The 24,559-nt window shown below is 40.6% G+C and carries 16 protein-coding genes and 2 pseudogenes; 8 read left to right on the top strand and 10 right to left on the bottom strand.

Annotated features, from left to right (window positions below):
• Positions 1-37 precede the first annotated feature (37 nt).
• Complete coding sequence (locus tag CYK47_RS04305; RefSeq protein WP_122899267.1) at positions 38-853, top strand: rhomboid family intramembrane serine protease; 816 nt, start codon at positions 38-40, stop codon at positions 851-853.
• Here the strand turns inward: CYK47_RS04305 and CYK47_RS04310 are convergent.
• A complete protein-coding gene (locus CYK47_RS04310) occupies positions 843-3,290 on the bottom strand; it encodes an ABC transporter permease (protein ID WP_122899269.1) in 2,448 nt (815 codons plus the stop codon). The genes CYK47_RS04305 and CYK47_RS04310 overlap by 11 nt on opposite strands.
• Positions 3,287-4,012 (bottom strand): ABC transporter ATP-binding protein, encoded by a 726-nt coding sequence (locus CYK47_RS04315; protein ID WP_122899271.1) that lies wholly within the window; start codon positions 4,010-4,012, stop codon positions 3,287-3,289. Before CYK47_RS04315 ends, CYK47_RS04310 begins: the two co-directional genes overlap by 4 nt.
• A gap of 12 nt (positions 4,013-4,024) precedes the next feature.
• On the opposite strand from CYK47_RS04315, the gene CYK47_RS04320 reads away from it, so the two are divergent.
• Positions 4,025-4,636, top strand: coding sequence for an arylesterase (locus tag CYK47_RS04320; RefSeq protein WP_122899273.1), 612 nt, complete (start codon positions 4,025-4,027; stop codon positions 4,634-4,636).
• A gap of 56 nt (positions 4,637-4,692) precedes the next feature.
• On the opposite strand, the gene CYK47_RS04325 is transcribed toward CYK47_RS04320, so the two are convergent.
• Complete coding sequence (locus CYK47_RS04325; protein ID WP_122899275.1) at positions 4,693-5,307, bottom strand: carbonic anhydrase; 615 nt, start codon at positions 5,305-5,307, stop codon at positions 4,693-4,695.
• Positions 5,308-5,613: 306 nt separating this feature from the next.
• Between CYK47_RS04325 and CYK47_RS04330 the strand changes: the two genes are divergently transcribed.
• On the top strand, positions 5,614-6,612 hold the full coding sequence (locus CYK47_RS04330) for a hypothetical protein (protein ID WP_122899277.1): 999 nt from the start codon (positions 5,614-5,616) through the stop codon (positions 6,610-6,612).
• A gap of 44 nt (positions 6,613-6,656) precedes the next feature.
• On the opposite strand, the gene CYK47_RS04335 is transcribed toward CYK47_RS04330, so the two are convergent.
• The 3 genes from CYK47_RS04335 to nfuA all read right to left on the bottom strand — a co-directional run bounded on the left by CYK47_RS04335 (position 6,657) and on the right by nfuA (position 10,902).
• A complete protein-coding gene (locus tag CYK47_RS04335) occupies positions 6,657-7,928 on the bottom strand; it encodes a class I SAM-dependent methyltransferase (RefSeq protein ID WP_122899279.1) in 1,272 nt (423 codons plus the stop codon).
• 69 nt (positions 7,929-7,997) lie between these two features.
• On the bottom strand, positions 7,998-10,097 hold the full coding sequence (locus tag CYK47_RS04340; RefSeq protein WP_252150245.1) for a TonB-dependent receptor domain-containing protein: 2,100 nt from the start codon (positions 10,095-10,097) through the stop codon (positions 7,998-8,000).
• Between the two features lie 166 nt (positions 10,098-10,263).
• A complete protein-coding gene (gene nfuA, locus CYK47_RS04345) occupies positions 10,264-10,902 on the bottom strand; it encodes a Fe-S biogenesis protein NfuA (RefSeq protein ID WP_122899281.1) in 639 nt (212 codons plus the stop codon).
• 157 nt (positions 10,903-11,059) lie between these two features.
• Here nfuA and CYK47_RS04350 point away from each other — a divergent pair, with 157 nt between their 5' ends.
• Positions 11,060-11,680 carry a rhomboid family intramembrane serine protease gene (locus tag CYK47_RS04350; RefSeq protein ID WP_122899282.1) on the top strand — a complete coding sequence of 207 codons (621 nt, stop codon included), beginning with the start codon at positions 11,060-11,062 and terminating at the stop codon, positions 11,678-11,680.
• A gap of 212 nt (positions 11,681-11,892) precedes the next feature.
• Positions 11,893-13,431, top strand: coding sequence for a hypothetical protein (locus tag CYK47_RS04355; protein ID WP_122899284.1), 1,539 nt, complete (start codon positions 11,893-11,895; stop codon positions 13,429-13,431).
• Positions 13,432-13,500: 69 nt separating this feature from the next.
• On the opposite strand, the gene CYK47_RS04360 is transcribed toward CYK47_RS04355, so the two are convergent.
• A complete protein-coding gene (locus CYK47_RS04360) occupies positions 13,501-15,117 on the bottom strand; it encodes an inorganic phosphate transporter (protein ID WP_122899286.1) in 1,617 nt (538 codons plus the stop codon).
• A 385-nt stretch (positions 15,118-15,502) separates the two neighbouring features.
• On the opposite strand from CYK47_RS04360, the gene metH reads away from it, so the two are divergent.
• The gene (metH, locus tag CYK47_RS04365; protein ID WP_122899288.1) at positions 15,503-19,252 is read left to right on the top strand and encodes a methionine synthase; all 3,750 of its coding nucleotides are present in this window, start codon (positions 15,503-15,505) and stop codon (positions 19,250-19,252) included.
• Positions 19,253-19,302: 50 nt separating this feature from the next.
• Here the strand turns inward: metH and CYK47_RS04370 are convergent, their stop codons facing one another.
• Entirely contained in the window at positions 19,303-21,153 is a 1,851-nt protein-coding gene (locus CYK47_RS04370; protein ID WP_122899289.1) for a DUF262 domain-containing protein, read from the bottom strand.
• A 165-nt stretch (positions 21,154-21,318) separates the two neighbouring features.
• Positions 21,319-21,399 (bottom strand): annotated as a pseudogene (locus CYK47_RS04375) (DUF559 domain-containing protein); the annotation flags it as partial.
• Between the two features lie 89 nt (positions 21,400-21,488).
• On the opposite strand from CYK47_RS04375, the gene CYK47_RS04380 reads away from it, so the two are divergent.
• A complete protein-coding gene (locus CYK47_RS04380; RefSeq protein ID WP_122899291.1) occupies positions 21,489-22,346 on the top strand; it encodes an IS982 family transposase in 858 nt (285 codons plus the stop codon).
• A 27-nt stretch (positions 22,347-22,373) separates the two neighbouring features.
• Here CYK47_RS04380 and CYK47_RS04385 read toward each other — a convergent pair.
• A pseudogene (locus CYK47_RS04385) lies at positions 22,374-22,517 on the bottom strand (DUF559 domain-containing protein); the annotation flags it as partial.
• Positions 22,518-22,811: 294 nt separating this feature from the next.
• On the opposite strand from CYK47_RS04385, the gene dhaK reads away from it, so the two are divergent.
• Positions 22,812-24,542 carry a dihydroxyacetone kinase subunit DhaK gene (gene dhaK / locus CYK47_RS04390; protein ID WP_122899293.1) on the top strand — a complete coding sequence of 577 codons (1,731 nt, stop codon included), beginning with the start codon at positions 22,812-22,814 and terminating at the stop codon, positions 24,540-24,542.
• The last annotated feature ends 17 nt before the right edge of the window (positions 24,543-24,559 follow it).

The following is a 24,559-nucleotide window of genomic DNA, read 5'->3' on the forward strand; positions in this document are numbered from 1 at the left end:
AAGCTCAAACATAAGACTAAAATAGCACAATTCCAAGATGAGCAAACTTTCCCCACCTACCGTCAAACACCATGTCAATCTACAGCTGTGGTGGCTGACTGCTCTGTTAATCACCAGCAATGTAGCGCTGTTTTTATGGCAAATTTCCACAGGGATGGATGCCAGTCGTCCTAGTATTCAAGATGCCCTTGCTTGGGGAGCAGATTATGCGCCTCTGAGCTTTTTAGTGGAACCCTTTCGCCTCTTGAGCAGTATGTTTTTTCACTTTGGTTTGATTCATTTAATGCTGAATATGTGGGCCTTATATTTATTTGGCAATATTGCCGAGCAAATGTTTGGTCGAGTGTATTTCTTAAGCTTGTATATTTTGGCAGGCTTGATGGGCAGCTTACTGAGTGGCTTTTTAGATTTGCAAAACTCGCTGTCGATGCTACAAAATGCTGCGCTCAATGCCGAGCAACTCCCCAAAGTGGGTGCAGGTGCTTCAGGTGCAGTGATGGGCTTAGGGGCAGCCTTAACTGTCATCTCACTACTGCCTGTCATGAAAGCTCAACGTTTTCTTTTAGATAAAAAAACCTTAATGCTGGTGATGGGGATCAACCTGTTTATTGGCTGGATGACCGCAGGAATTAATAACGCTGCACACATCGGCGGCATGCTGATGGGCGCAGTGTTAGGTGGTGCATGGTATCTCTCTGTGCGCTTCAACAAACCTGTATTGGCTTGGTTTGGGCTAGGCTTAGGCATTGTGCTGTGCGGGGCTTTATACAGCTATTGTCTACTGCTGTTAGAGGTAGTCGCACCACTTTGGCAAGAGTTACTGGCAGCGATGCGACAACAATTTAATTTTTAAGATCACGTAGTGCGGTTAAGGGCGCGATTTCAGCCAAATAACTTAAACGATAGCGCCCGATCACAGCACAAATGACGGTCATCGTACAGGGTAAGATCAGCCAAAGACTGATATGTAACTGCCATGTGATGCCCATTTTATACGCCACAATCGCACTGATCACTTCTGCCAAGATACAAGCAGCAATCCCTGCCAGCAAACCTATAAAACCGATTTCTATGCTCAGCATCCGTTTCAACTGTGCCTTAGAACTACCAAAAGCACGTAATAATGCCACTTCTTGCTTACGCGTATCCAACATCAAGTTTAAACAGGCCAGTAATACCAGTAGTCCAGCAATCGCCACCAAAAATGCCAATACCCCAATAATATTGAGCAATACATCGAGTAAACGTTTTACTTCATCTAGCATTAAGCTCACATCAATAAATACGGTATTGCTAAAGCGTTGAATCACATTAATCAGTTGCGATTGATCTTCTGGCGGTACATAAAAACTGCCTAAATAACTACCCGCATTAGCATCCATACTCTTTGGTGTAAAAATAAAGAAAAAGTTTGGACTAAAACTTTCCCACTCTACGCTGCGTAGATTAATCACTTCGGCTGTGAGATCCCCTTCAGGCAAACTGAATGTTAAACGATCGCCCAGCTTAATTCCCAATTCCTCGGCAGTTTTGATTTCTACAGACACTTGATTCAGCGCAGTAAAGCTCGCTTGACCTTGAATAATTTGATTGTCTGCTGGCAAAGTTGCCGCTTGAGTTAAATTTAATTCACGGCGTAAGGTGTTACTTTTTTTACGGTCTGCTTCCGTAAAGGCTTGCCCATTTTTGGCAATTAATCGCCCACGAATATTCGGATACAGTGCCGTACTGCTCCACTGCTGTTGTTGTAATAGCGTTTTAAAATCTGCAAGCTCACTTGGCGGTAAACCATAGACAAACTGATTGGGTGTATCTTGAGGTAATTGCTGCTGCCAACGTTCGGTTAAGTCGGTTTTTAGCACCATTAATACGCTCATCAAACTTAAACCCAACGCCAACGCTGTGATCTGTAATGCCATCTGCGGCACTTGACGGATATAAGCACTCAAGCGAGTTTTGCGCTGTTGCAGTAGCTTGAGTGCAGCATAGATCAGACCATACAGCAGCACACACACCACTGCTAAAGCCCCAATGACCAACACACTTAAGCCAATATTTTGCGTCAGCAACACGCTAAACAGAATTAAACTTAAACCACCACATATCAAGGTGCTACGCATTTGGCTCAGGCTTTTCTCTTCACTACGTAACACCCGAATAGGCGCAGTATTAAGTAATTGCCATAAACTTGGCAGTACAAAACCAAGTAACACCACTAAACTGGTAAACATCGCAATTGGCAATGGTCCTTTAACTAATTGCAAAGCTGAAAACTCAATACTTAAATGCGGCATTAGATTGAGCATCAATTGCAATAAACCAAAGCCCATGAGGATACCAAGTAGTGCACCTACAGCCACTGCCAAGACAAACACCCACGCCAATAACGATAAATACACCTTTAAAATCTGTTGTTTAGATGCACCCATACAACGGATTAACGCAATATGTTCTTGCTGCTGTTGCACATAGCGCTGACTGGTTAAGGCAATGGCGATCCCACACAATAAAATGGTTAAAATATTGGCCAGTTGTAAAAAGGTGTCTAAATTTTCAATTGGACGCATCAAGCGACTATTGCTTTCGCTGGCATTACGTAGACGTAAGCTACTGCTTTGATCTTGCTCGGCACGCTTAATCTTGGCTTGTGCTGCCTGCCCAAATGCCTGTGTCTGTTCGGGTTGACCCGACAATAACAAGCGATATTCAATCCGACTGCCCACTTGAATCGCATTGGTGTATGCCACATCAGCCTGATGAATAATGACAGTGGGTGAAAAACCCGAAAAGCCTAGTTCTTGATTAGAATCTTGGACAATTACCGCGGTAAATTGCAGCCGAGCATCAGCAATATTCACCCATTCCCCTAACTTCACCTTCAGCAGGTCTTGCGCCCGAGGACTAAGCCAAATTTGTCCTTGTTGTAATGCACGCTTTGGTTGGCTGCTTAAAGTACCTCTTAAGGGAAAATTGTCTTGAATGGCTTTTACATTGACCATGACAAATTCTGCGTCGGTATGCGCCATGGAGCTAAAAAGCATCGCTTCGGATTGATCTAAGTCATATTGCTTGGCTTGCTCACGCCATGCTGGATCAAGCGGGGCTTGATCGCTTAATACTAAATCCGCTGCCAATAACTCCGCAGCTTGTAAGGCCACTGCATTTTGAATCTGCTGATGACTAAATTTTAAGGCTGTAGTGGCACTAATCGCTAAAATCAAGGCGACAAACAGTAAATAGATGCCTGTGCTTTTACGGCTTTGTTGCCAGAGCGGTCGAAATAAACTCATTCGCGCTCCCCACGTTCAGACAATTTCCCATCTTTTAAGATGAAATGGCGCTGACACTGTGCTGCTAATTGCGTGTCATGAGTCACCAAAATTAAAGTGGTGCCCAATTCACGGTTAAGATTAAATAATAATTGCTCAATTTCTCGGGCAGTTTGACCATCTAAATTACCCGTGGGTTCATCAGCAAAAATAATTTTAGGTTCACTCACTAAGGCACGCGCAATAGCGACTCGTTGTTGCTCACCGCCTGAAAGCACCTTTGGCGTTTGCTGTGCTTGACGCGCTAAACCTACCTTTTCAAGTAGCATCAACGCACGTTGTTCGGCTTGAGGATAGTCAAAATTTGGTTGCAAACGCAAAGGCAGTAACACATTTTCTAAAGCACTCAAATGCCCAAGCAATTGAAAAGACTGAAATACAAAACCAATATGCTGTAAACGCACCTTGGCACGTTGTTCTTCATTTAACTGATGAATCGCTGCACCACACACATATAACTCACCACTTGAAGCTTGATCAAGCGTCGCCAAAATCCCCAGTAAAGTGGATTTACCTGAGCCAGAGCGGCCAGTTATTGCCACTTGCTCACCAGCTTGAATGCTGAGATTGAGATGAGAAAAAATGCTCACCTGTTGACTGCCAAGGTGTATATTTTGTGTCAAATTCTGTGCAGAAATAAGTGCCTGTGGCATGATAGTGGCATCATGGTGTAACGAAGTCATAGAATCCCTATTATGCAAAATAAGCGAAAAATCATTGCGTTGGCTATCGCTTTACTCAGTGTAGATGCTGCTCACGCAAAAACAGTCATGATTGTGGGTGATAGTATCAGTGCAGCTTATGGTATGCGCCCCGAACAAGGTTGGGTACATTTGTTACAACAACGCCTCAATCAACAGTATCCGAAACAACATAAAGTGGTCAATGCAAGTGTTAGTGGTGAAACCACGAGCGGTGCTTTGGCTCGTTTACCCAAACTTCTCACAACCCACAAGCCTGATATTGTGGTGCTTGAATTGGGAGGGAATGATGGATTACGTGGTCAGCCGCCACAAAATATTCAAAAAAATCTCAATCAATTGGTACAAAAAAGCCAACAAGCCAAGGCCAAAGTGATTATTTTGGGTATGAAAATTCCACCTAATTATGGCAAAGCCTATACACAAGCTTTTGAAAATAACTATAAAGTGGTGAGTCAAAACTACAAAGTGCCTTTAATGCCATTTTTCTTAGAAGGTGTCGCAGGCAATAAAAGCTTGATGCAACATGATCTGATACATCCCAATGTCAAAGCTCAGCCAGTTTTATTAAAAAATGCTTATCCTTATATTCAAAAAGCGCTATAAAAAAAGCCAGACTTAAGTCTGGCTTTTGCTTTAAACGATTCAAAGTATCAAGTGCTTTAGAAATCGTAGAACGTCACTTCACCTGTTTCGAGTGAATATTCTGCACCTACAACTTTTAATTTACCTTTTAAAATTAAACTTTCAATCACCGCAGAGCCATGACGCAATTGATTGACTGAACCAAAAACATTGGCACGTACAGCATGATGCGATAATTTATCTAAATCATCTTTAAGTTCTGTTTGCATCAAAATTTCAACAGATGGACGTACACGGTTGACAATTGACATCAAATTAGCAGAAGGCGGTTGTGATGGATTTTGCAGTGCTTCAATGGTGGAATGAATCGCACCACAATGACTATGACCGAGTACCACCACTAAAGGACAACCAAAACTGTCTGCTGCAAATTCTACGCTACCCACTTGCGACGGCGCGACGATGTTACCTGCCACTCGAATCACAAACAAGTCACCTAAACCTTGGTCAAATACCATTTCAGCTGGAACACGGGAGTCTGAACATCCCAATACAATCGCAAATGGCTCTTGGCTTTCTGCCATTTCAGCACGTTGTTGGTGAGTAAGTAATTTTTGATGGTTGGTTTCACCATTTACAAAACGCTGATTTCCTTTTTTTAAGCGTTCTAAAGCTTCTTCTGCTGTAAGCATTTTCTACCACCAATGTTGACGTTGCGTTTAGTGTAAACGCATGAATTTTGAATGTCACTTGCAAAAATGATTAGCTGTTTAATTTTTATATAATCTGTTACAAAAAATTAAAATTAAAATTAATCGTTTAAAATTTAAAGTTTTATTTAATTTAAAACGACTTTTTAATGTTAAAATTAGCGTTTTTTCATTAGATTGGTTTTGCCTAAAATATATAAATTAGTTGCTTGATCTATGCCAAAAGCATTGAAAGGTACGCTTGGTACTGTCATTCTTAGCCCAATTTAAATTGGTTGTAGAGACGGTATGTACACCCATCCTTTGCTTGAGCAATTGATTGATGCTCAGCTTGATTTTTTAGACCAGCATTTTGCGCAAAGCAGCACTATAGAACAGCAATTTTTAGGCTTTTATCAATGGTTTAGAAAACAGACTTTGGCTGACCTTTGGTCATTTGAAGCGCTTCATCAGCTCCTGCAACAACAACTTTTAAATACCCCTGCCTCTAGCCAATTGGTCAGTCAAATTGCCGAGCATATTCGTTTCTTTTTAATTCATCCGAGCAACGAAAAGACCCAAATTCAAGACGTCATTTCGGTACTTACTGTGGATCAACTTGCACAATATGTGGCGAGCAAACGTAGTCATCGCCAACGTCTCATTAAAACTGTGGTAAATAACCAAGCCTTTTCTGCCATGCTGAGTCAATTGATTCAACATGCCATTCAGGATTATTTAGATAATTCGATGGTGAAAAATATGCCGGGCGTATCGCAATTTATGAAAATGGGACGTTCGGTGCTAGAAACTGTAACCGACCAAGACCTAGATAACACCATCCAGCAGTATCTACAGCGTAATATTTTAAAACTCAGTCAAATGAGTGAAAGCGTGCTCAATCAACATTTTGATGATGATAAGCTGTATCATTTTCAAGCAGGTCTGTGGCATAAAATCAAAACTAAGCCTTTAACAGTGTTACGTGACTATATAGAAGTACAAGATTTACCCAAGACTGTGGCTTTAGGACATGAGATTTGGGATCACATACGACAAACTGACTATCTCAAACAGCAGTTACATGATGGGTTATATGCATGGTATAGCCGCAATCAACAGCACAGTTTAGATATGTTATTGCGTGATTTAAATATTGACCAAGCCTTAGTCAGCAACGAACTAACGGCTTTATTGCAACTTATCATTGGCAAGATGATTGACTCAGGTTATTTACGTGAACGCAGCCGTTTAGTATTACGTGAGTTTTATTATGCCGAGCATACGCAAAAATTGTTAAACCTTTAAGCAAAAATCCCTGTTTCAGCAGGGATTTTTTATCGCATATTCAATCAAACTGCCGTGCCGCATTCGGGTAGTAACTGCCATGCAATACCCCATTGTGTTAAATATTGATTTATTTGCGACACTTGCTCGGCTTGTACTGATGTTTTTAAATCAAGTACAGGATGAATGTAGCCTGCTTGCATCAGCAAAAATAAGGTTTCCATTAAAAATATGGGCTGCTGTGCAAACTCAGCCAAGCTTAAAAAGTCCTGAAAACTACAGTGTTTGTGCTGTAATTGTGCAAACATTTGCCCAATGAGTGCTTGCGGTGCTTGAATCTGACCAATTGGGGTCTGAAAATGACTGAGCCCCTGCAACGGGGCACTGGCGAGCAGTTTAAATTGCAACTCATTTAAATGTTGTACATGTTGTTGTGGGCTCAATGCACACGGATTTTTCTGAAAAATATCAACACGCTGCTTGGCATCACGCGCTAAGTCTTTTAAATATTCTTTGAGTGCTGGGGCTTGCGTCTGTTGCAACAGGGGCTGCATTTTGGCTGGAATACTAATACTGTCTAAGTTTTCACAAGGATGCGCACTGCCTACATAGTTTAGTCCTGCCTGCTGATAGACTTGTTGATGTACATCCACACTATACAAAGGCTGCCAATGATCGGTTAAAAACTCATGTTCCAAATAGGCATCACTTTGTGCCAAACTCTGCAATGCCGCTTCAATTTTAGGCTGATTGACAAAAGCACCAGCTTGATATAAATCACCACACAATTTTCTAGCAATCTGCAAATGATGCTCTATGCTATTTTCAGCAACCACATGTAAGAGCTTTTGAATCGAGTGCAGCGCAGCAGATCCTGGATAACACATATAGTGCAGATAAAAGATGCCCTGTTGCTTTAGGAACTGATGCACAATGGCTAAAATATTCTGCTGTTGTTCGGCTGCAACCCAAGCATAAGTGCCATGATTGACAATAAAATCAAACTGCTGCTGCTGAGTTGCTAAAAATTCTGCAAAGTCACAGTGTATAAACTCCACATTGCTTAAGCCTAATTGCTTTGCCTTGCTTTTGGCCTGTGCAATATGCAGTGGATTAAAATCAATACCAACAAATTTTGCTTGAGGATAATTCGCTGCGCACAGAAGTAAATTGCTGCCTGTGGCACAGGCCAATTCTAAGTAGCTAAAATTTTGCTCTGCTTGAGGTGCAACAAAGCCTAAAAATTTGACCACTGTACTTAACCATAACGGGGTCATTTCTTTATAAAAGAAACTCGGATAGAGGGTATCAATCACATAACCATTTTGTTTTTGCATGATTCATTCTCAAACTAAGCGTTTCAGGCATACCTATGGGGCAACATGCCCCATATTTAGCACTTTTAATTAGAAGCTTAGATTTACTGCAAAGCTAAAACGACGACCATCTAACACCCAGTCATTCCCATCTTCCAACACGTTTTTATTTTGCACGTTGTAAATACCTATCGAAAGTTTCAGCTTATCGCTGTATTTATACACTGCACCAAGGTCAACAAAGGTATAGTCAGGTGTGGCATTATCGCCCACTGTTTTACCGCGATAGTTGAGCTGTGTCCAAAGTAACCATTGATCATTCACATCCCAATCCAGTCCTGCATTAAACATATGTTTAGGTAGATCATTCAGTGGTTTACCTTTGTTAGCACCGGTTTTTTGCTCACTGTTGGTATAGGTATATGAATGGCGATATTTCAAATAGTCTGTAATAAAGTAATCTGTGGTCAGTTCAAGTCCGCGGATTTGTGCTTCATCCACATTATAATTATAGGTATAACCTGTAGCACTATATGGGAAACTCGGGTTATCTTGATAGAACTCACTGTTAGCAACAAAGTCATCAATTTCGTCTTGAGTATATGATGGTTTACCGCCTTCAGCCTCTGTTGGCAAACGACTGCCCGCAACACGTGACGAACGCGTAATTTTGTCATTAAATTCAGTTTGATAGACCATTAAGCTGGCCAATAGACCTAAATCACGATTTTCAAAGGCAAAGCCAGTTTCATAGGTTAAGCTGGTTTCAGGTTTTAAGTCTGGATTTGGCATAATTGCCCCACCCATGGAATTGAGCATATATTGTGGGGATGAGCTACGTAAGCTTGGTGCCTTATAGCCCGAAATCACTCCACCTTTCACGGTAAAATTATCATTGGCTTTATATACTGCATAGGCTTTAGGGCTAAAGTTATCACCAAAGAACTCATTTTCGTCATAACGACCGCTGAATGTTAATGCCAATTTGTCGGTCACATTCCAAGTGTCTTCTGCAAATAATGACCACTGGTAGCGATCCATTTTCGTTACTTTACCTGCCATATTTGCTTGTTGGTTGGTCGCACCATCTTCTAAGTTTTCTTCTAGGTAACGTCCACCAAGCGTTAGGGCATGCTCATCAAAGAAATACGTCCCTTGGGTATTGGCAGTAAGGGTTTCAAATAAAATCCCCCCTGGATTTTGTATTTTATCAATTGTACGCCCAGTAATTGAGTTATTTTCATCTTGGTCGAATTGTAAGTAGGAGCTGCTGACCCATTTATCGTATTTTGCTTCGTGATTTAAGCTGATGTTATTTTTTTCTAATTCTGAATAGGTACGTGATGCTGTTGGCAACAAACTAATGCCTGGGTTATGGGTACGTTGCTGCTGCGTATTTGAGATTTCAGCCGTTAACGTATTGTTGCTGTTTGGGGTATAAATCAATTTTGCTGCAATATTTTTTTTATTAAAATCAGGCTCGCTTTCACCAGATTCAGTGGTTGTACGTTGAAGTGAACTCTCTTCAATGGTCTGTACACCGCCTGTCACCTGCATCGACAATAAATTCGCAACGAGGGGTGCTGTGACATACACACTAGTATTGGTGGCATCATTATTCACTTGATTAGACGAAGCGGCTTTGATGTATTCAGTACGAATACTGGCTGTCATTTTGTCTTGATGCTTTTTGGTAATAATATTGATCACACCACCCATGGCATCTGAACCATATAAAGATGAAGATGGCCCACGAATCACTTCAATACGTTCAATCGCTTCGATTGGCGGTAAAAAATTCACCGATGCACCTTGCACCCCACCATTGGTGGTCAGCAAACTCCCATCATTCATGGGCTTACCATCAATTAAAAACAGTGTGTAAGATGAACCCATACCACGAATGGAAATAGTTTGGTTAGTCCCGCCACCTTGTACAAACACACCAGGTACATTTTTTAATGCATCTGTGACATCACTATAAGATTTTTTTTCTAATTCTTCTGCAGTAATCACTGAAATCGTCGCAGCAGCATCTGCAATGTTTTGTTCATAACCACCTGCTGTGGTCACAACAATGGTATCTAATTCTACAGGTTGCTTTGCTGCTGTTTCTTGTGCGTTTGCCACAACACCCATGGCTGAAAGTACGGCAAAAGCCAAAGTTGATTGTATTAACGGCTGGTTCATGTGCGCTTTACTCAGAATTCTATGAAGAGATAATGTTTAATTTGTTGCGCATTGTAACAAACAAGAATCATTTGTAAATTGGTTTTGATAATTATTATCATTAGCCTTTAAATTTTAAGCAAAAAAAATAGCTCCAATGATGGAGCTATTGATTGACTAGCAAAGCTTATTTCATATAAGCGCCTTCTGACTGCGTGTGATCCGTTTGGTCAATCACACGAGCAAGCTCAGGGACGTGTTGTTTTAAAGTCACTTCAACACCTTGCTTTAAAGTGATATCAATTGCCGAACAACCTTGGCAACCACCACCAAATTTAAGTACTGCAGTTAAGCCATGTTCAGCATCTTCAACCACTTCCACCAGTGCACAGTTACCACCGTGACCTGCTAAACCTGGGTTAATTTCTGATTGTAAAACGTAAGTAATACGCTCTTCGACCGATGCATCTGGCCCTACGCGTGGCACTTTAGAGTTTGGTGCACGGAAAGTTAATTGACCACCAAAACGGTCTTTGTTGTAGTCAATCACCGCATCTAATAAATAAGGGATTGATGGGGAATCCACATAAGCTGGAAAATCTGGATACTGTTGCACATAGTCTGTTGCAACCACTTCATCTGGTGCGCTATATGCCATACAACATTCAGCACGCGGTGTTCCTGGATGCTCAACAAAAACGCGCACACCAATACCCGGCGTGTTTTGTTTTGCCAATAAATCACGAAGGTACTCTTGTGCAGAAGGCGTAATTAATAAATTTGGAATTTCTTCTGCGGCTACTGTGCTGCTGTTCTCAGTCGACATAACAATCTTTCCTCAAGCTGAAGCGTTCATTTTAACTGAAGATGCGGGGTAATTAAAAAAAATCAACCAAAATTGTCGGATTTATTGTCTATATTACGGCAAATTGCTGTTTTAATGGCATGATGTTATTTAAATCGTCTTGGTAGCGCTGCACTCTATGTTGGATTTACCTTTTAATCATACCGTCACCTTAATTTTAATTACGGTGCTGATCTCGCTTTTGGCGTTTTCAAATCAAAATTTGATGAATCGTCTGATTTTTTGGCCCCCTGCTATGCAACGCGGCCAGTATGACCGTTTTATTACCCACGGCTTTATTCATGCTGATGGCGCACATCTGTTATTTAACATGATCACGCTGTTTTTCTTTGGTTCGATCATTGAACAGTTTTATCGCCAGTATGTCTTTGATTTAGGCTTTGTGCTGTTTTATTTAGGCGGGCTGATTGCCGCCATTATTCCGAGTTATTTACAGCATAAAAATGACCATCGCTGGGCCAGCCTTGGCGCTTCTGGTGCGGTATCTGCGGTGTTATTTGCCTATATTTTATTTGAGCCATGGAAATTGATCTTTGTGTTCTTTATTCCTGTACCTGCGATTATTTTTGCTGTGCTGTATGTGGCTTATAGCATTTGGTCAGGTAAACGTGGCAATTCTAATGTCAATCATAGTGCGCATTTATGGGGCGCCGCTTACGGCATCATTATGACCATTATTATTGAACCGCGTTTAATTGGACATTTCTTAAGAAAGCTTAGTCAAATTCCATTTTTATAAATTATTTTAATCAAATAAATTCAAGTGATTAGGTCAAGCGGCTTAATCACTTTTTTGTTGATACCCATACTTAAAAAAATTATGCACTAGATCTGGGTTTTTCCATCGCGAAAGTCCACATTTTTCTCTACAATCTGATTGAAAATGCCAGCCCACATAACCATAGGTCTAGCTAATATAATCTATATAGAATTGAATATAACGAGATTTTTATGTCGCATCCCTTAGATGGTTTACAATTTCCAATTGATGAAAAAACCCAAAAACCAAGCAGTACACAAGTCGGCAAAGACATTATTGCCGAAGCCTTATCCTTAGTGGATAACAAAGCCGCTCAAGCGGTCTTAGCAGAAAAAAATTGGCGTAAGCATTATCCGCAGTATTTTAAAGCCTTAGTTAAAGCAGGCATTTTAAATGCTGAACACACCTTAAAAATTGCCGAACACGGCTTACAAAAAGCACGTAGCAGTGTTGATTTTTATCGCTATGGTGAACGTTATTCTCTTAAAGATGCCATTAAGCTAAATGCACAGAGTCTACATACCGTTACTATAAAAGGGCAAAGTCATGCTGCGCCTGAATGGTACGTGCCTTATCAAGGTCAAAAATTACAAGGCGATGCGCTATTAAAACAGCTCGATGCTTGGCAAGCTGCTGGCATTGTTGAGCCAAGTCATGCCGATGCCATGCGCCTGTGTGTTGCCCATCCAGAATGGTTTGATTTATCGGATCGTACCATGGTGCTGTTTGGTGCGGGTTCTGAAGCAGGCCCATTAACATGGCTATGTAAATGGAAAGCCAATATCGTGGCGCTGGATTTACCTACCCCTAAAGTCTGGCAACGTATTTTAAATACGGTACAGGCTGGTAATGCAACTTTATATGCGCCAAGTCATCAGGCAATTCAAGCCGATGATCCCAAATTAGCTGCGCATTTAGGTGCCAATTTACTCAGTGAAATTCCAGAGATTATTAAATGGCTAGTGCAACAGCCAAACTCACTGGATTTAGCTGCAATTGCCTATTTAGATGGTGAAAAGCATGTGCGAGTGTCGATTGCCATGGATAGCATCATGAGCGAAGTGAGTGCACAAAAGCCCAATACCAGCTTAATGTTTATGTGTACACCCACAGATGTCTATGCCGTGCCGCCTGAAGTGATTGCTGCATCCCAAAGCAAATATCAACAGCGTTCTAAAATCCATAGCCAACTCAGCAAGGCACTGGCTTTCATCAGTCGTCAGTATCTTTTTAAAGCCAATGATCATCGTCTGTTCAGCTCAGACAACGGCCAACAATATGGCATTAGCGACTGTTTGGTGATTGAGCAAGGGCCAAACTATGCTTTAGCTAAACGCTTACAACAATGGCGTGCCACCTTAGCCCGCGCACAAGGACAAGTGGTGAGTATTAACATTGCACCCTCTACCACCACGCATTCAGTGGTAAAAAATCCATTACTCAAAGCTGCATTTGATGGTGCTCAATTATTTGATGTAGAAGCATTTTCTCCAGAAACCACCAATGCGTTAATGGCAGCCCTTTGGGTACATGATTTACGTAACCTAGATTCTGTGGCGCAGCCGACAACCAAGCTTAAACATCCTTTAGAACTCATGATGTCAGGTGCTCATCATGGCGGCTTATGGCGTGTGGCGTATTTAGCCCGTACTGCCCTCCCCTTTGCAGCTGTCTACGGTATGGCTAAAGACAAATTACCCTCTCAACTCTTATCTAAATTTCATAAATAGAGCAGCTTTAAATCTTTGTTGTAGCCATAAAAAAACGCAGCCAAAGCTGCGTTTTTTTATATTTCTGATTTAAAAGACTTTAAGCAACAACCAGTACAACACGCCTGATAAACAGATGGTTGCAGGTAAAGTAAAGATCCATGCAGAAAGAATGGTTTTAATGGTATTAAAGTTTAAACCTGATTTATTGGCGACCATGGTACCTGCCACCGCAGAGTTTAAAACATGCGTGGTTGATACAGGCATACCAAAACCATCTGCTGCTGCAATCGTTGACATGGCAACTAATTCAGCCGACATCCCTTGGCCATAAGTCATATGGTTTTTACCAATACGCTCACCGACAGTCACGACAATACGCTTCCAGCCGACCATGGTTCCTAGACCCAATGCCAAAGCAACCGCAACTTTTACCCAAGTTGGGATGTATTGTAAGAATGAATCTAGGTTGTCACGATATTCATCCACCGTGTTTTGTTGTGCTGTACTCATCGCTGGTAAAGCTTCTGCTTTATCAAGACGTTTAAATGCTGTGGTGCTTAAGTACATATCATTACGTAACTCAGAAACTAATGCTTCAGGTACATCTTTAATATTTTGATAGGCACCAACTTTTTCACCCAAATGATCGGTTAAGCTTGCAAGCGCAGGCACGACGTCTGGCGTGATTTCTTTGCTTTGTACATACTGCGTAATGATGGCACGCGCTTTTTCATCTGCAATATCTTCATGATTTGGATAAATCACTGCTGCTGTTTGTGCAGACAATTGACCAAAAGATTGCATGTGCTGACTATCGACATTTTTGTTGAGTGAATAAGCGAGAGGTACACAGCCAATCAAAATCAGCATGATTAAACCCATACCTTTTTGACCATCATTTGAACCGTGGGCAAAACTTACACCCGTACAGGTAAAGATCAAAATAGCACGAATTAAAGGTGGCGGTGGCTTATTCCCCACAGGCGGTTGGAATAATTCCATTTGTTTCTTAAAGATTTTTTTTACCAATAAGAACAACACAGCAGCAAAAGCAAAACCAATTAAAGGTGAGAATAACAGGGCTTTACCCACTTTCATCACCTGCTCCATGTCTACACCTGAAGCACCACTACTTGAATGCAAGATGTAGTTCATGATGCCCACACCCAAGATCGAACCAATTAAGGTGTGCGAACTTGATGCTGGAATACCTAAGAACCATGTGCCTAAGTTCCATAAAATTGCGGCAATCAACATGGCAAAAACCATGGCAAAGCCTGCTCCAGAACCGACATTCATAATCAGTTCGACTGGCAATAAAGCAATAATTCCGTAAGCCACGGCGCCACTGGCAACCATTACCCCTAAGAAATTACAGAAACCCGCCCACATCACCGCCACAGGTGCGGGTAAAGCGTTGGTATAAATAACGGTTGCTACCGCGTTGGCTGTGTCATGAAAACCATTGACGAACTCAAAGCCCAACGCAATAAACAAGGCGCTGGCCAATAAAATCACCGTATATAAACCCAATGCCGGAACATGAGCTAAATCTGCAGACAGTTGAAAGCCAATATAAATTAGCGTAGAAACAATCAGAGTCAAAAACACCGGCATAAAGAATTTCGGTGTAGGCGCATGTACATTGCTCGGTTGATCGGGCAAAGATGATGCTGAATCTTGGGGAGTTTGATTAGAATTCATGCAAGCAGGAATAGAGGATTCAAGGATCCCCGTATTGTTCAATTAAATTGTGACAATTATATGACAAAGCGACTCCACTCGCAGGCTATTTTGACTACGATTGTCGAGTTTTACTGCATGTCGTATAAATTATCGACAAACGGTTAAAATTGAAGCCTAAACATGCTCATTCCTTTTTTTGTTTCTAAAATTACTGCGCTAAAACGGCCAAGCGTATTTGCTGGAATAGCAATCTAACAAGCAAATATGACAACAACATGAAAAAAATTCATTTCTTGACGATTTCTGTATAGCAATTCAACTGCTTAATTTGAATACTGCTCAATTTCTGATGAATTCTGCTACTATATTGTCGATTTTCTATTCCATCGGATTGGGGTTTTGTATGTCCACACTCGCCACCTTAAAAGAGCTTCTTGCCAAGCGCATCCTGATTATTGATGGTGCAATGGGCACCATGATTCAACGTCACAAACTCGAAGAAGCCGACTACCGTGGTGAACGCTTCGCCGATTGGGCATCTGACTTAAAAGGCAACAACGACCTTTTAGTTTTAACTCAGCCACAGATTATTCAAGGCATCCATGAAGCTTATTTAGAAGCAGGTGCAGATATCATTGAAACCAATACCTTTAACGGTACCCGCGTTTCAATGTCTGACTACCACATGGAAGATTTGGTTGCTGAAATCAATATTGCAGCGGCACGTTTGGCAAAAGAAGCGTGTGCCAAATATTCAACGCCTGAAAAACCACGTTTTGTGGCAGGTGTACTTGGGCCAACATCTCGTACAACATCAATCTCGCCAAACGTAAATGATCCTGCATTCCGTAATATTACTTTTGACGCGTTAAAAGAAAACTACATCGAATCAACCAAAGCCTTAATTGCAGGTGGCGTTGATATCATCTTGATTGAAACGGTATTTGATACGTTAAATGCTAAAGCTGCGATCTTTGCGGTAAAAGAAGTATTTAAAGAAATCGGCTATGAACTGCCAATTATGATTTCAGGTACGATTACCGACGCTTCAGGTCGTACACTCACAGGTCAAACGGCTGAAGCGTTCTGGAACTCGATGCGCCATGCAGAGCCAATTTCTATCGGTTTTAACTGTGCGCTTGGTGCTGATGCGATGCGTCCACACGTAAAAACGGTTTCTGACGTTGCCGATACATTTGTGTCAGCACATCCAAACGCAGGTTTACCCAATGCTTTTGGTGGTTATGATGAAACCCCTGAAGAAACTGCGGCATTTATTAAAGAATTTGCGGAAAGTGGCTTAATCAACATCACAGGTGGTTGTTGTGGTACCACGCCTGATCATATCCGTGCCATTGCACAAGCAGTTGCAGGCATTGCCCCACGTCAAGTGCCTGAAATTGAACCTGCATGTCGTTTAAGTGGTTTAGAACCATTTAACATCACCAAAGACTCATTGTTCGTGAACGTGGGTGAACGTACCAACGTGACGGGTTCTAAAAAATTCTTACGCTTAATTAAAGAAGAAAACTTTACCGAAGCTTTAGATGTTGCCCGTCAACAAGTTGAAGCAGGCGCACAGATCATCGACATCAACATGGATGAAGGAATGCTCGATTCGCAATCGGCGATGGTGCATTTCTTAAATCTGATTGCCTCTGAACCTGATATTTCTCGTGTGCCAATCATGCTTGATTCTTCTAAATGGGAGATCATTGAAGCAGGTTTAAAATGTGTACAAGGTAAGGCAGTTGTTAACTCAATTTCCTTAAAAGAAGGTTATGACGAATTTGTAGAACGTGCTCGCCTCTGCCGTCAGTATGGTGCAGCAGTCATTGTCATGGCATTTGACGAAAATGGTCAGGCAGATACAGCACAGCGTAAGAAAGAAATCTGTAAGCGTTCTTATGATGTCCTTGTCAACGAAGTGGGTTTCCCTTCTGAAGATATTATCTTTGACCCGAACGTATTCGCGGTAGCAACAGGGATCGAAGAACACAACAACTATGGCGTGGACTTCATTGAAGCTACGGGTTGGATTAAACAAAATCTACCAAATGCCATGGTTTCAGGTGGTATTTCAAACGTATCGTTCTCTTTCCGTGGAAACGAACCTGTGCGTGAAGCGATCCATGCGGTGTTCTTGTATCACGGTATTCAACAAGGCTTAACCATGGGGATCGTCAACGCAGGTCAGCTTGCGATTTATGATGACATTGATGCTGAACTGAAAGAAGCCGTTGAAGATGTGGTATTAAACCGTAACCAAGGGGCAAGCGGTCAAGAAGCCACTGAAAAACTATTAGAAGTTGCTGAAAAATACCGTGGTCAAGCTGGTGCGCAAAAAGCTGAAGAAAACCTTGAATGGCGTAACGAGTCCGTTGAAAAACGTCTTGAATATGCCCTAGTAAAAGGCATTACCACCTATATTGATGAAGATACCGAAGAAGCACGTTTAAAATCAGCGCGCCCTTTAGATGTAATTGAAGGCCCGTTAATGGCTGGTATGAACGTGGTCGGTGACCTCTTTGGTGCAGGTAAAATGTTCTTACCGCAAGTGGTGAAATCTGCGCGTGTGATGAAACAAGCTGTGGCTTGGTTAAACCCGTTCATTGAAGCTGAAAAAACTCAAGCTGAAGCCAAAGGTAAAATCTTACTTGCAACAGTAAAAGGCGACGTTCACGACATTGGTAAAAACATCGTGGGTGTGGTACTTGGTTGTAATGGTTATGACATCGTAGACCTTGGCGTGATGGTACCGTGTGAGAAGATTCTACAAACAGCCATTGATGAGAAAGTTGACATCATCGGTTTATCAGGCTTGATCACACCGTCATTGGATGAAATGGTCTTTGTTGCTAAAGAAATGCAACGTAAAGGCTTTAACATTCCACTGATGATTGGTGGTGCGACAACCTCTAAAGCGCATACCGCTGTAAAAATTGCACCGCAATATCAAAATGATGGCGTGTACTACACCGCTGATGCATCTCGTGCTGTGGGTGTTGCAACCCAGCTTTTATCTGCTGATATGAAACCGCAATTGGCAGCCGACTATGCTGCGGATTATGAAAAAATCCGTACACGTCTTGCCAATAAGCAACCGAAAGCGGCGAAGTTGTCTTATGCGGAATCGGTAGAAAACAATTTCAAAGTTGATTTCGACAAGAATGCACCTGTAAAACCGAACTTCATTGGTTCGCAAACATTCACCAACTATTCTTTAGAAACTTTGGTTGAATACTTCGACTGGACACCATTCTTTATTTCGTGGAGCTTGGCGGGCAAATTCCCAAAAATCCTTGAAGATGAAGTGGTGGGCGAAGCAGCGCGTGACTTGTATGCGCAAGCGCAAGAAATGCTCAAAGACATTATCGAAAATAAACGCTTTGATGCCCGTGCAACATTCAGCATTTACCCTGCGAACCGTGTGGCAGCAGATACGGTTGCGGTAACTGATGAAAATGGTAATGTCACCCATACCTTCGAGCATCTTCGTCAGCAATCTGACAAAGTGACAGGTAAAGCGAACTATTCTTTAGCTGACTTTGTTGCACCTGAGCTTGGATATGCAAAACAATGTTTTGCCCAAGCGCAAGAGCGAAATGAAAATGTAGCTGAGCCTGTGGCAATTCAAGATTACTTGGGTGGTTTCACGGTTTCGATCTTTGGTGCAGAAGAACTTTCACAAGAATACAAAGCCAAAGGTGATGACTATAACGCGATTATGGTTCAAGCCTTGGGTGACCGTTTTGCTGAAGCCTTTGCTGAGCATTTACATGAGCGTATTCGTAAAGAGTTCTGGGGCTACCAAGCCGATGAACAGTTAAGCAATGAAGATTTGATTAAAGAGAAGTATGTGGGTATTCGTCCTGCACCGGGCTACCCTGCTTGTCCTGAACACTCTGAAAAAGCGCCATTGTTTGACTGGTTGGGTTCAACTGAGAAGATGGGTACTTACCTGACTTCTAGCTTTGCGATGTGGCCACCTTCATCTGTCAGCGGTTTCTACTACGCAAACCCTGAAACCGAATACTTTAACGTAGGTAAAATTTCTGGCGATCAGTTAGAAGATTATGCGAAGCGTAAAGGTTGGACCTTGGATGAAGCAAAGCGTTGGTTAGCGCCAAATTTGGATGACTCAGTGGTTTAAGAGTCACGATAATTTAGAAAAGAAAAATCCCCTCGAGCGAGGGGATTTTTTTAAGACCAAATCACACTTCTGCCAGTTTTTATATTGAGATGTGCATCTTGTAAAGATTTCAAATATTTTTCAAAAAGTTGATATCTAGCTTTTAAAAAATCTTCAAACTTTGGCTCATCATTTTTACTAATTAGACTTTCACTAAATGGAATGCAATGAGTCTCTAAACTACTTATAAGTTGGTTTTTAGCATTCTCTATACTTTCTTCGGTATATCCACCGTTACCATCCTCAATAGAATTATGCAGTATCAATTCATTCATATATGTACTAGGTGACTTATCCTTAATTTTAATATTAGAAATCTTATTAATTCTAATTTTATTAAGCACCGTATCAACTCGCTCATCTTCAAAAGAATTTTCTGCAAAATTTTTATCAATATATTTAACCGGATAAATATGATGCACATCAATTTTTTCCGAAATAGAAATATTTGCATTATTTTCCAAATTCTTAAATTTATTTAAATTCCACATAAGATAATTTACAGTTAAAAATTTTGTATTATTATTTGCATCAATATTTAGAAACTCATCATAACTAAATTCAATTTTAAAATTATTCCAATATTCAGTGGGAATAACTATGCCTTTTGCTAAATCACGTAAAACTTCACAATCTTTTTTTAGTACAACATTTGTAGAACCATGTCTAGCTCCGCCATATCTATTATCATAGATCGAGGCGTAAAACCAAAATTTCAAAAGCTCAATTTGTTGATTGCTAGCCTGAGAAAAGTCTTTATTTTTAAGGTTTTGAATAAAACTCAACAATGGCAACAACATGGTTTTATACGGTATATTTTCAACTTTAAAAACCCAATGATTATCTTCCAACCATTTTTGGACATGAATTACATCTTTTACTGTTACATCCCAATTATCAGTAAAGGCCTCACCATTCAATTCTTTTAATATTGATTTTTTTGTTACATCACCATTAACTTTAAAATTAATATAACGAACCAATGGATCTACTAAATTTTCCTGAAAATATTGTTCTTCTTCTAGTTTTTTGAGAGCACTTCGCAAGTTAAAAGTCAAATAAATTTTAGCCGTTATAATATCTGTAAATGATAAGTTTAAACCTTGTGAGTTACTTCTTTCAAAATATAAGCAAAATTTTTCTAAATCCATATTTAGCAATTGAACTGAAATCAAATTCGTTTTTTTAAAAACATCTGTTTTAAAATCATTCCAAAATTTAATTCCAAATACTTTATAAATCTTCTTTACCTCTTGGTCAAAATTAATACCGATAGTATCTATAATTGGATCTATTACAGCTTCTTGAAATTCATCCTGCATCTCATCAATGTTATTATAAATATCCCCTAAACATATATAAAAAGTCTTATCTACTGGCTTTACAGATGTAACACCATCAATATATTGATCAAATGATATTTCAACACCTTTTTTTATTTTTTTTGCACTATCATCCCATATATCAGAATTTCTCAACAATTCACTATCTTTAAATGTGACATAAACTCTATCCATGCCTTTCATAGCTCTATAAATAGAAGTGACTCGTTGCTGACCATCTAATAGTGTATAAATATTTTCTTGATCAAATTCATCTTTAGTATATTGTCTAGATCTTGGCTTTCTTTCTCTTTTTCCACGCTCTCTTAGATCAAAGTCACGACATGCAAGATCAAAATCAGGTTTAGATACAATGAGTGAACCTATAAATAAATCCTTTAGTATTGAGTCGAAAAGCGTTTCTGTTTTCTCTAATGGCCACTTAAAATCACGCTGAAACTCAGGTAATACTAATTTTTTATTATCTATTAACTTTACAATATCTTCGATTGACTTTGTTTCTTGTGTACTGGTTTTCATACGCCCTCTGCACTATATGGATATTTTGAAATACCCTTTAGACCTTATTATAAAATGCCAATGAATAATATTAGTCAATTCTACTATAAATAGTTAACCAACCTCTATTACATGCTAATAACAGCAAGCTAAGATGCCACCTCATATTTGATTTATGCCTCCCCTTTCTTCCGTAAAATGCTGACTACCATCGCACTCAATCAATAAATTTGCAGCAGGACAGTAAAAATCCACAATGTAATTTAACCCGAATCATGGATAAGAAATGCAGTTGAAAAAAAAGATGACTGAGTTGATAAGTGAGTTACGACACAAACCATTCAACCAGCCATCCTATGTTCGAGTTTACAACTTTATTCTGCACAATTGATGATTTTTTTCAGAAAAATGAAGCCATCTATTGGCAATATCTAAAACAAGAAAATCCTAAAGTCAGACAGCGATCAGGTGTTCTATGCTTATCTGAAATTATCTTTATCGCAGTTTGGTATAAAAACTCTCAACCTCATCATTTCAAAGCCTTTTATGGAATGATAAAGCGCTTTTACTCCAAACTTTTTAAAGGTTTACCGTCCTATCAGCGGATCGTTTATTTGATCAACCAACATCAACTCGCACTTCAGGCATTGCATATTTCTTTAACTTCTAAGACTCAAACAAAGTATGCTTGGGTTGACTCTACAACTCTACCCGTATGTAAAAATCAGCGTATTCAACGTCATAAATCTTTAAAACAAATTGCCACACGAGGTAAAAGCTCAATGGGTTGGTTCTATGGATGCAAATTGCATGTACTGGTGGATGCTCAGGGGCAATTTATTCGGACCCAACTCTCGAATGGTCATACTTCAGATATCAAGATTCTTCCGAAGCTCGCTCAAGGATACATCGGTAAGATCTTTGGAGATCGTGGCTACATCAGTGAGATTTTAAAAGATAAGCTAGGAGCGCAAGGTGTTGAATTGATTACGTATCATCGCAAGAACATGCGACCATTAGAACTCTCATTAGAGGATGAGCTTATGCTGAGACAACGCAATAAAATAGAGACGATCTTTAGCTTATTGAAGCAACAATACAACCTAGTAAGCAGTCGCCATCGTTCCATTTCAGGTTATTTCGCTGGGATTTATGCATCACTCTGTGCTTATCAAATCTGCCATCAGAATAAGCCTCAATTTACAATGATGTGAAACTAGGCTTATCCATGATTCGGGTTAATTTAATAAAGGTTTCTGGCGATAAAACTGCAAACCTAAAATTTGCTTATTGCGAAGTCGTGACCATAACAGCTTTTCAGCATCAGTCATGTTATTGCGTAAAACACGTGAGGCTTGTTTTAAGTTTTTATTGTAGGGCTTCATTTTTATTCTCTTTTATTTTTAATCTCCCCTAGCCCAGAGCCATATATGGTGCAAGGGAAAAGAGAGGGACGTCATGAATCCAATACCTCCATTAAATTTGAGAATAAGTCCCCCTTTGCAAAAGGGGGATTTAGGGGGATTCTTGTCATCAATATACACATCAAAAACCGCCCCTTTTCTAACCCATCACACCCAAGTCATCCGTTTTTACATATTTCAGTCAGCAAAGTGATGCCATTTCTATAATAATAAGCACTTTAGAACTCTCCCCAATAAAGATACAGGCATCATTGCATGAAAAAACTCATCAACAACCCAGAAAACTTGGTTGTGGAAATGTGCAAAGGCTTTGTCCTTGCGCACCCAGAACTTGAATTTACCGAGTCACACAAAATCATTTCAAAAAAACAAAAGCATAATAACGTTGCGCTGATCAGTGGCGGTGGTAGCGGTCACGAACCTGCACATGCAGGCTTTGTGGGTCAAGGCATGTTAGACGCTGCCGTATGTGGTGATGTCTTTGCATCTCCATCGCAAATTCAGGTCTATACAGCCTTACAACACGTCGCAACAGATAAAGGCGTGTTGATGATTATCAAAAACTATTCTGGCGATATGATGAATTTCCAGAATGGTGCAGCTTTAGCCACTGAAGATGGTATTAAAGTCGATTATGTCAAAGTGGCTGATGATATTGCAGTCAAAGACAGCCTCTATACAGTGGGTCGTCGTGGCGTTGCAGGAACGATCTTTGTACATAAAATTGCAGGTGCAGCAGCATCAAAAGGTTTAGAACTTGACCAAGTTAAAGCCGTCGCGCAAAAAGCAGCAGATAGCGTGACCAGTTTAGGCTTTGCCTATAGCTCATGTACTGTTCCTGCTAAAGGCACCCCAACCTTCACCCTTGCCGATGATGAAATGGAATACGGAGTGGGTATTCACGGCGAACCGGGCATCCGTCGTGAAAAAATATTACCATCCAAAGAACTCGCACAGCGCATTGTCGATGACTTATTCCTTGACCGTCCTGAGCTAAGTGAAGTGGCTGTTTTGGTCAATGGCTTTGGTTCAACGCCAATGCAAGAACTGTATGTATTTAATAACGATGTGTGTGAACACCTTGTACGTAAAGGCATCAAAATTTACCGTACTTTTGTGGGCAACTACATGACCAGCATCGACATGAATGGTGCATCGGTATCGTTGTTGGCATTAGATGATGAGCTGAAAGACTATTTAGATGCAGAAGCGAATACCCCTGCCTTTAAAATGGATGGTTCAAAAGCACAGCCTTTAGCATTTGCACAACAAGATACAAAAGCAAAAAGCACTGTAAATACTCAAGTGGAAACGCAAGCCGAACATGCCGTGATTAGCAATGAGCAATTCAGTATTGAAAATCTGCGTTATGTGGTGGATGTCATGGCGGCCTGCATTATTAAAAATGAAGTGCCATTCTGCGAGCTTGATGCGCATGCCGGTGATGGTGACTTTGGCATGAGCGTGGCAAAAGGTTTTAAACAACTTAAACGTCAGTGGCATGAACTGGTACAAGCCGAAAATATGGATGACTTCTTACAAAACTGCTCGATGATTATTATGCAGCACTGTGGCGGTGCATCAGGACCAATTTGGGGTTCTGCTTTCCGCGCTGCAAGTAAAGCAGTAAAAGGCAAAGTTACATTAAACGTGGCAGATTTTGCAGAGATGCTACAAGCGGCAGTTCAAGGGATTCAAACCACAGGCGAACGTTCATTTGGGCGGGGTGCTGTTGTTGGGGATAAAACCCTAATTGATGCCTTAGTGCCTTGTGCTGATTCTTGGTCAGCAAATACAGACAAATCATTTAAAGAAAATTTTGTGTTAGGTGCACAAGCTGCTGTGGCCGGTGCAGAATCAACCAAAGAGATTGTGGCGCGTATGGGCCGTGCAGGAACCGTCGGGGATCGTAGTCTAGGTTATCCAGATGCTGGTGCGCATGGTTTAGGCGTAATCTTTAGCGATATTGCTGAACACATTAAGTAAGATTCAATCCTAGCAAA

The sequence above is a fragment of the Acinetobacter sp. B51(2017) genome, assembly GCF_003711395.1.
Lineage (GTDB): Bacteria > Pseudomonadota > Gammaproteobacteria > Pseudomonadales > Moraxellaceae > Acinetobacter.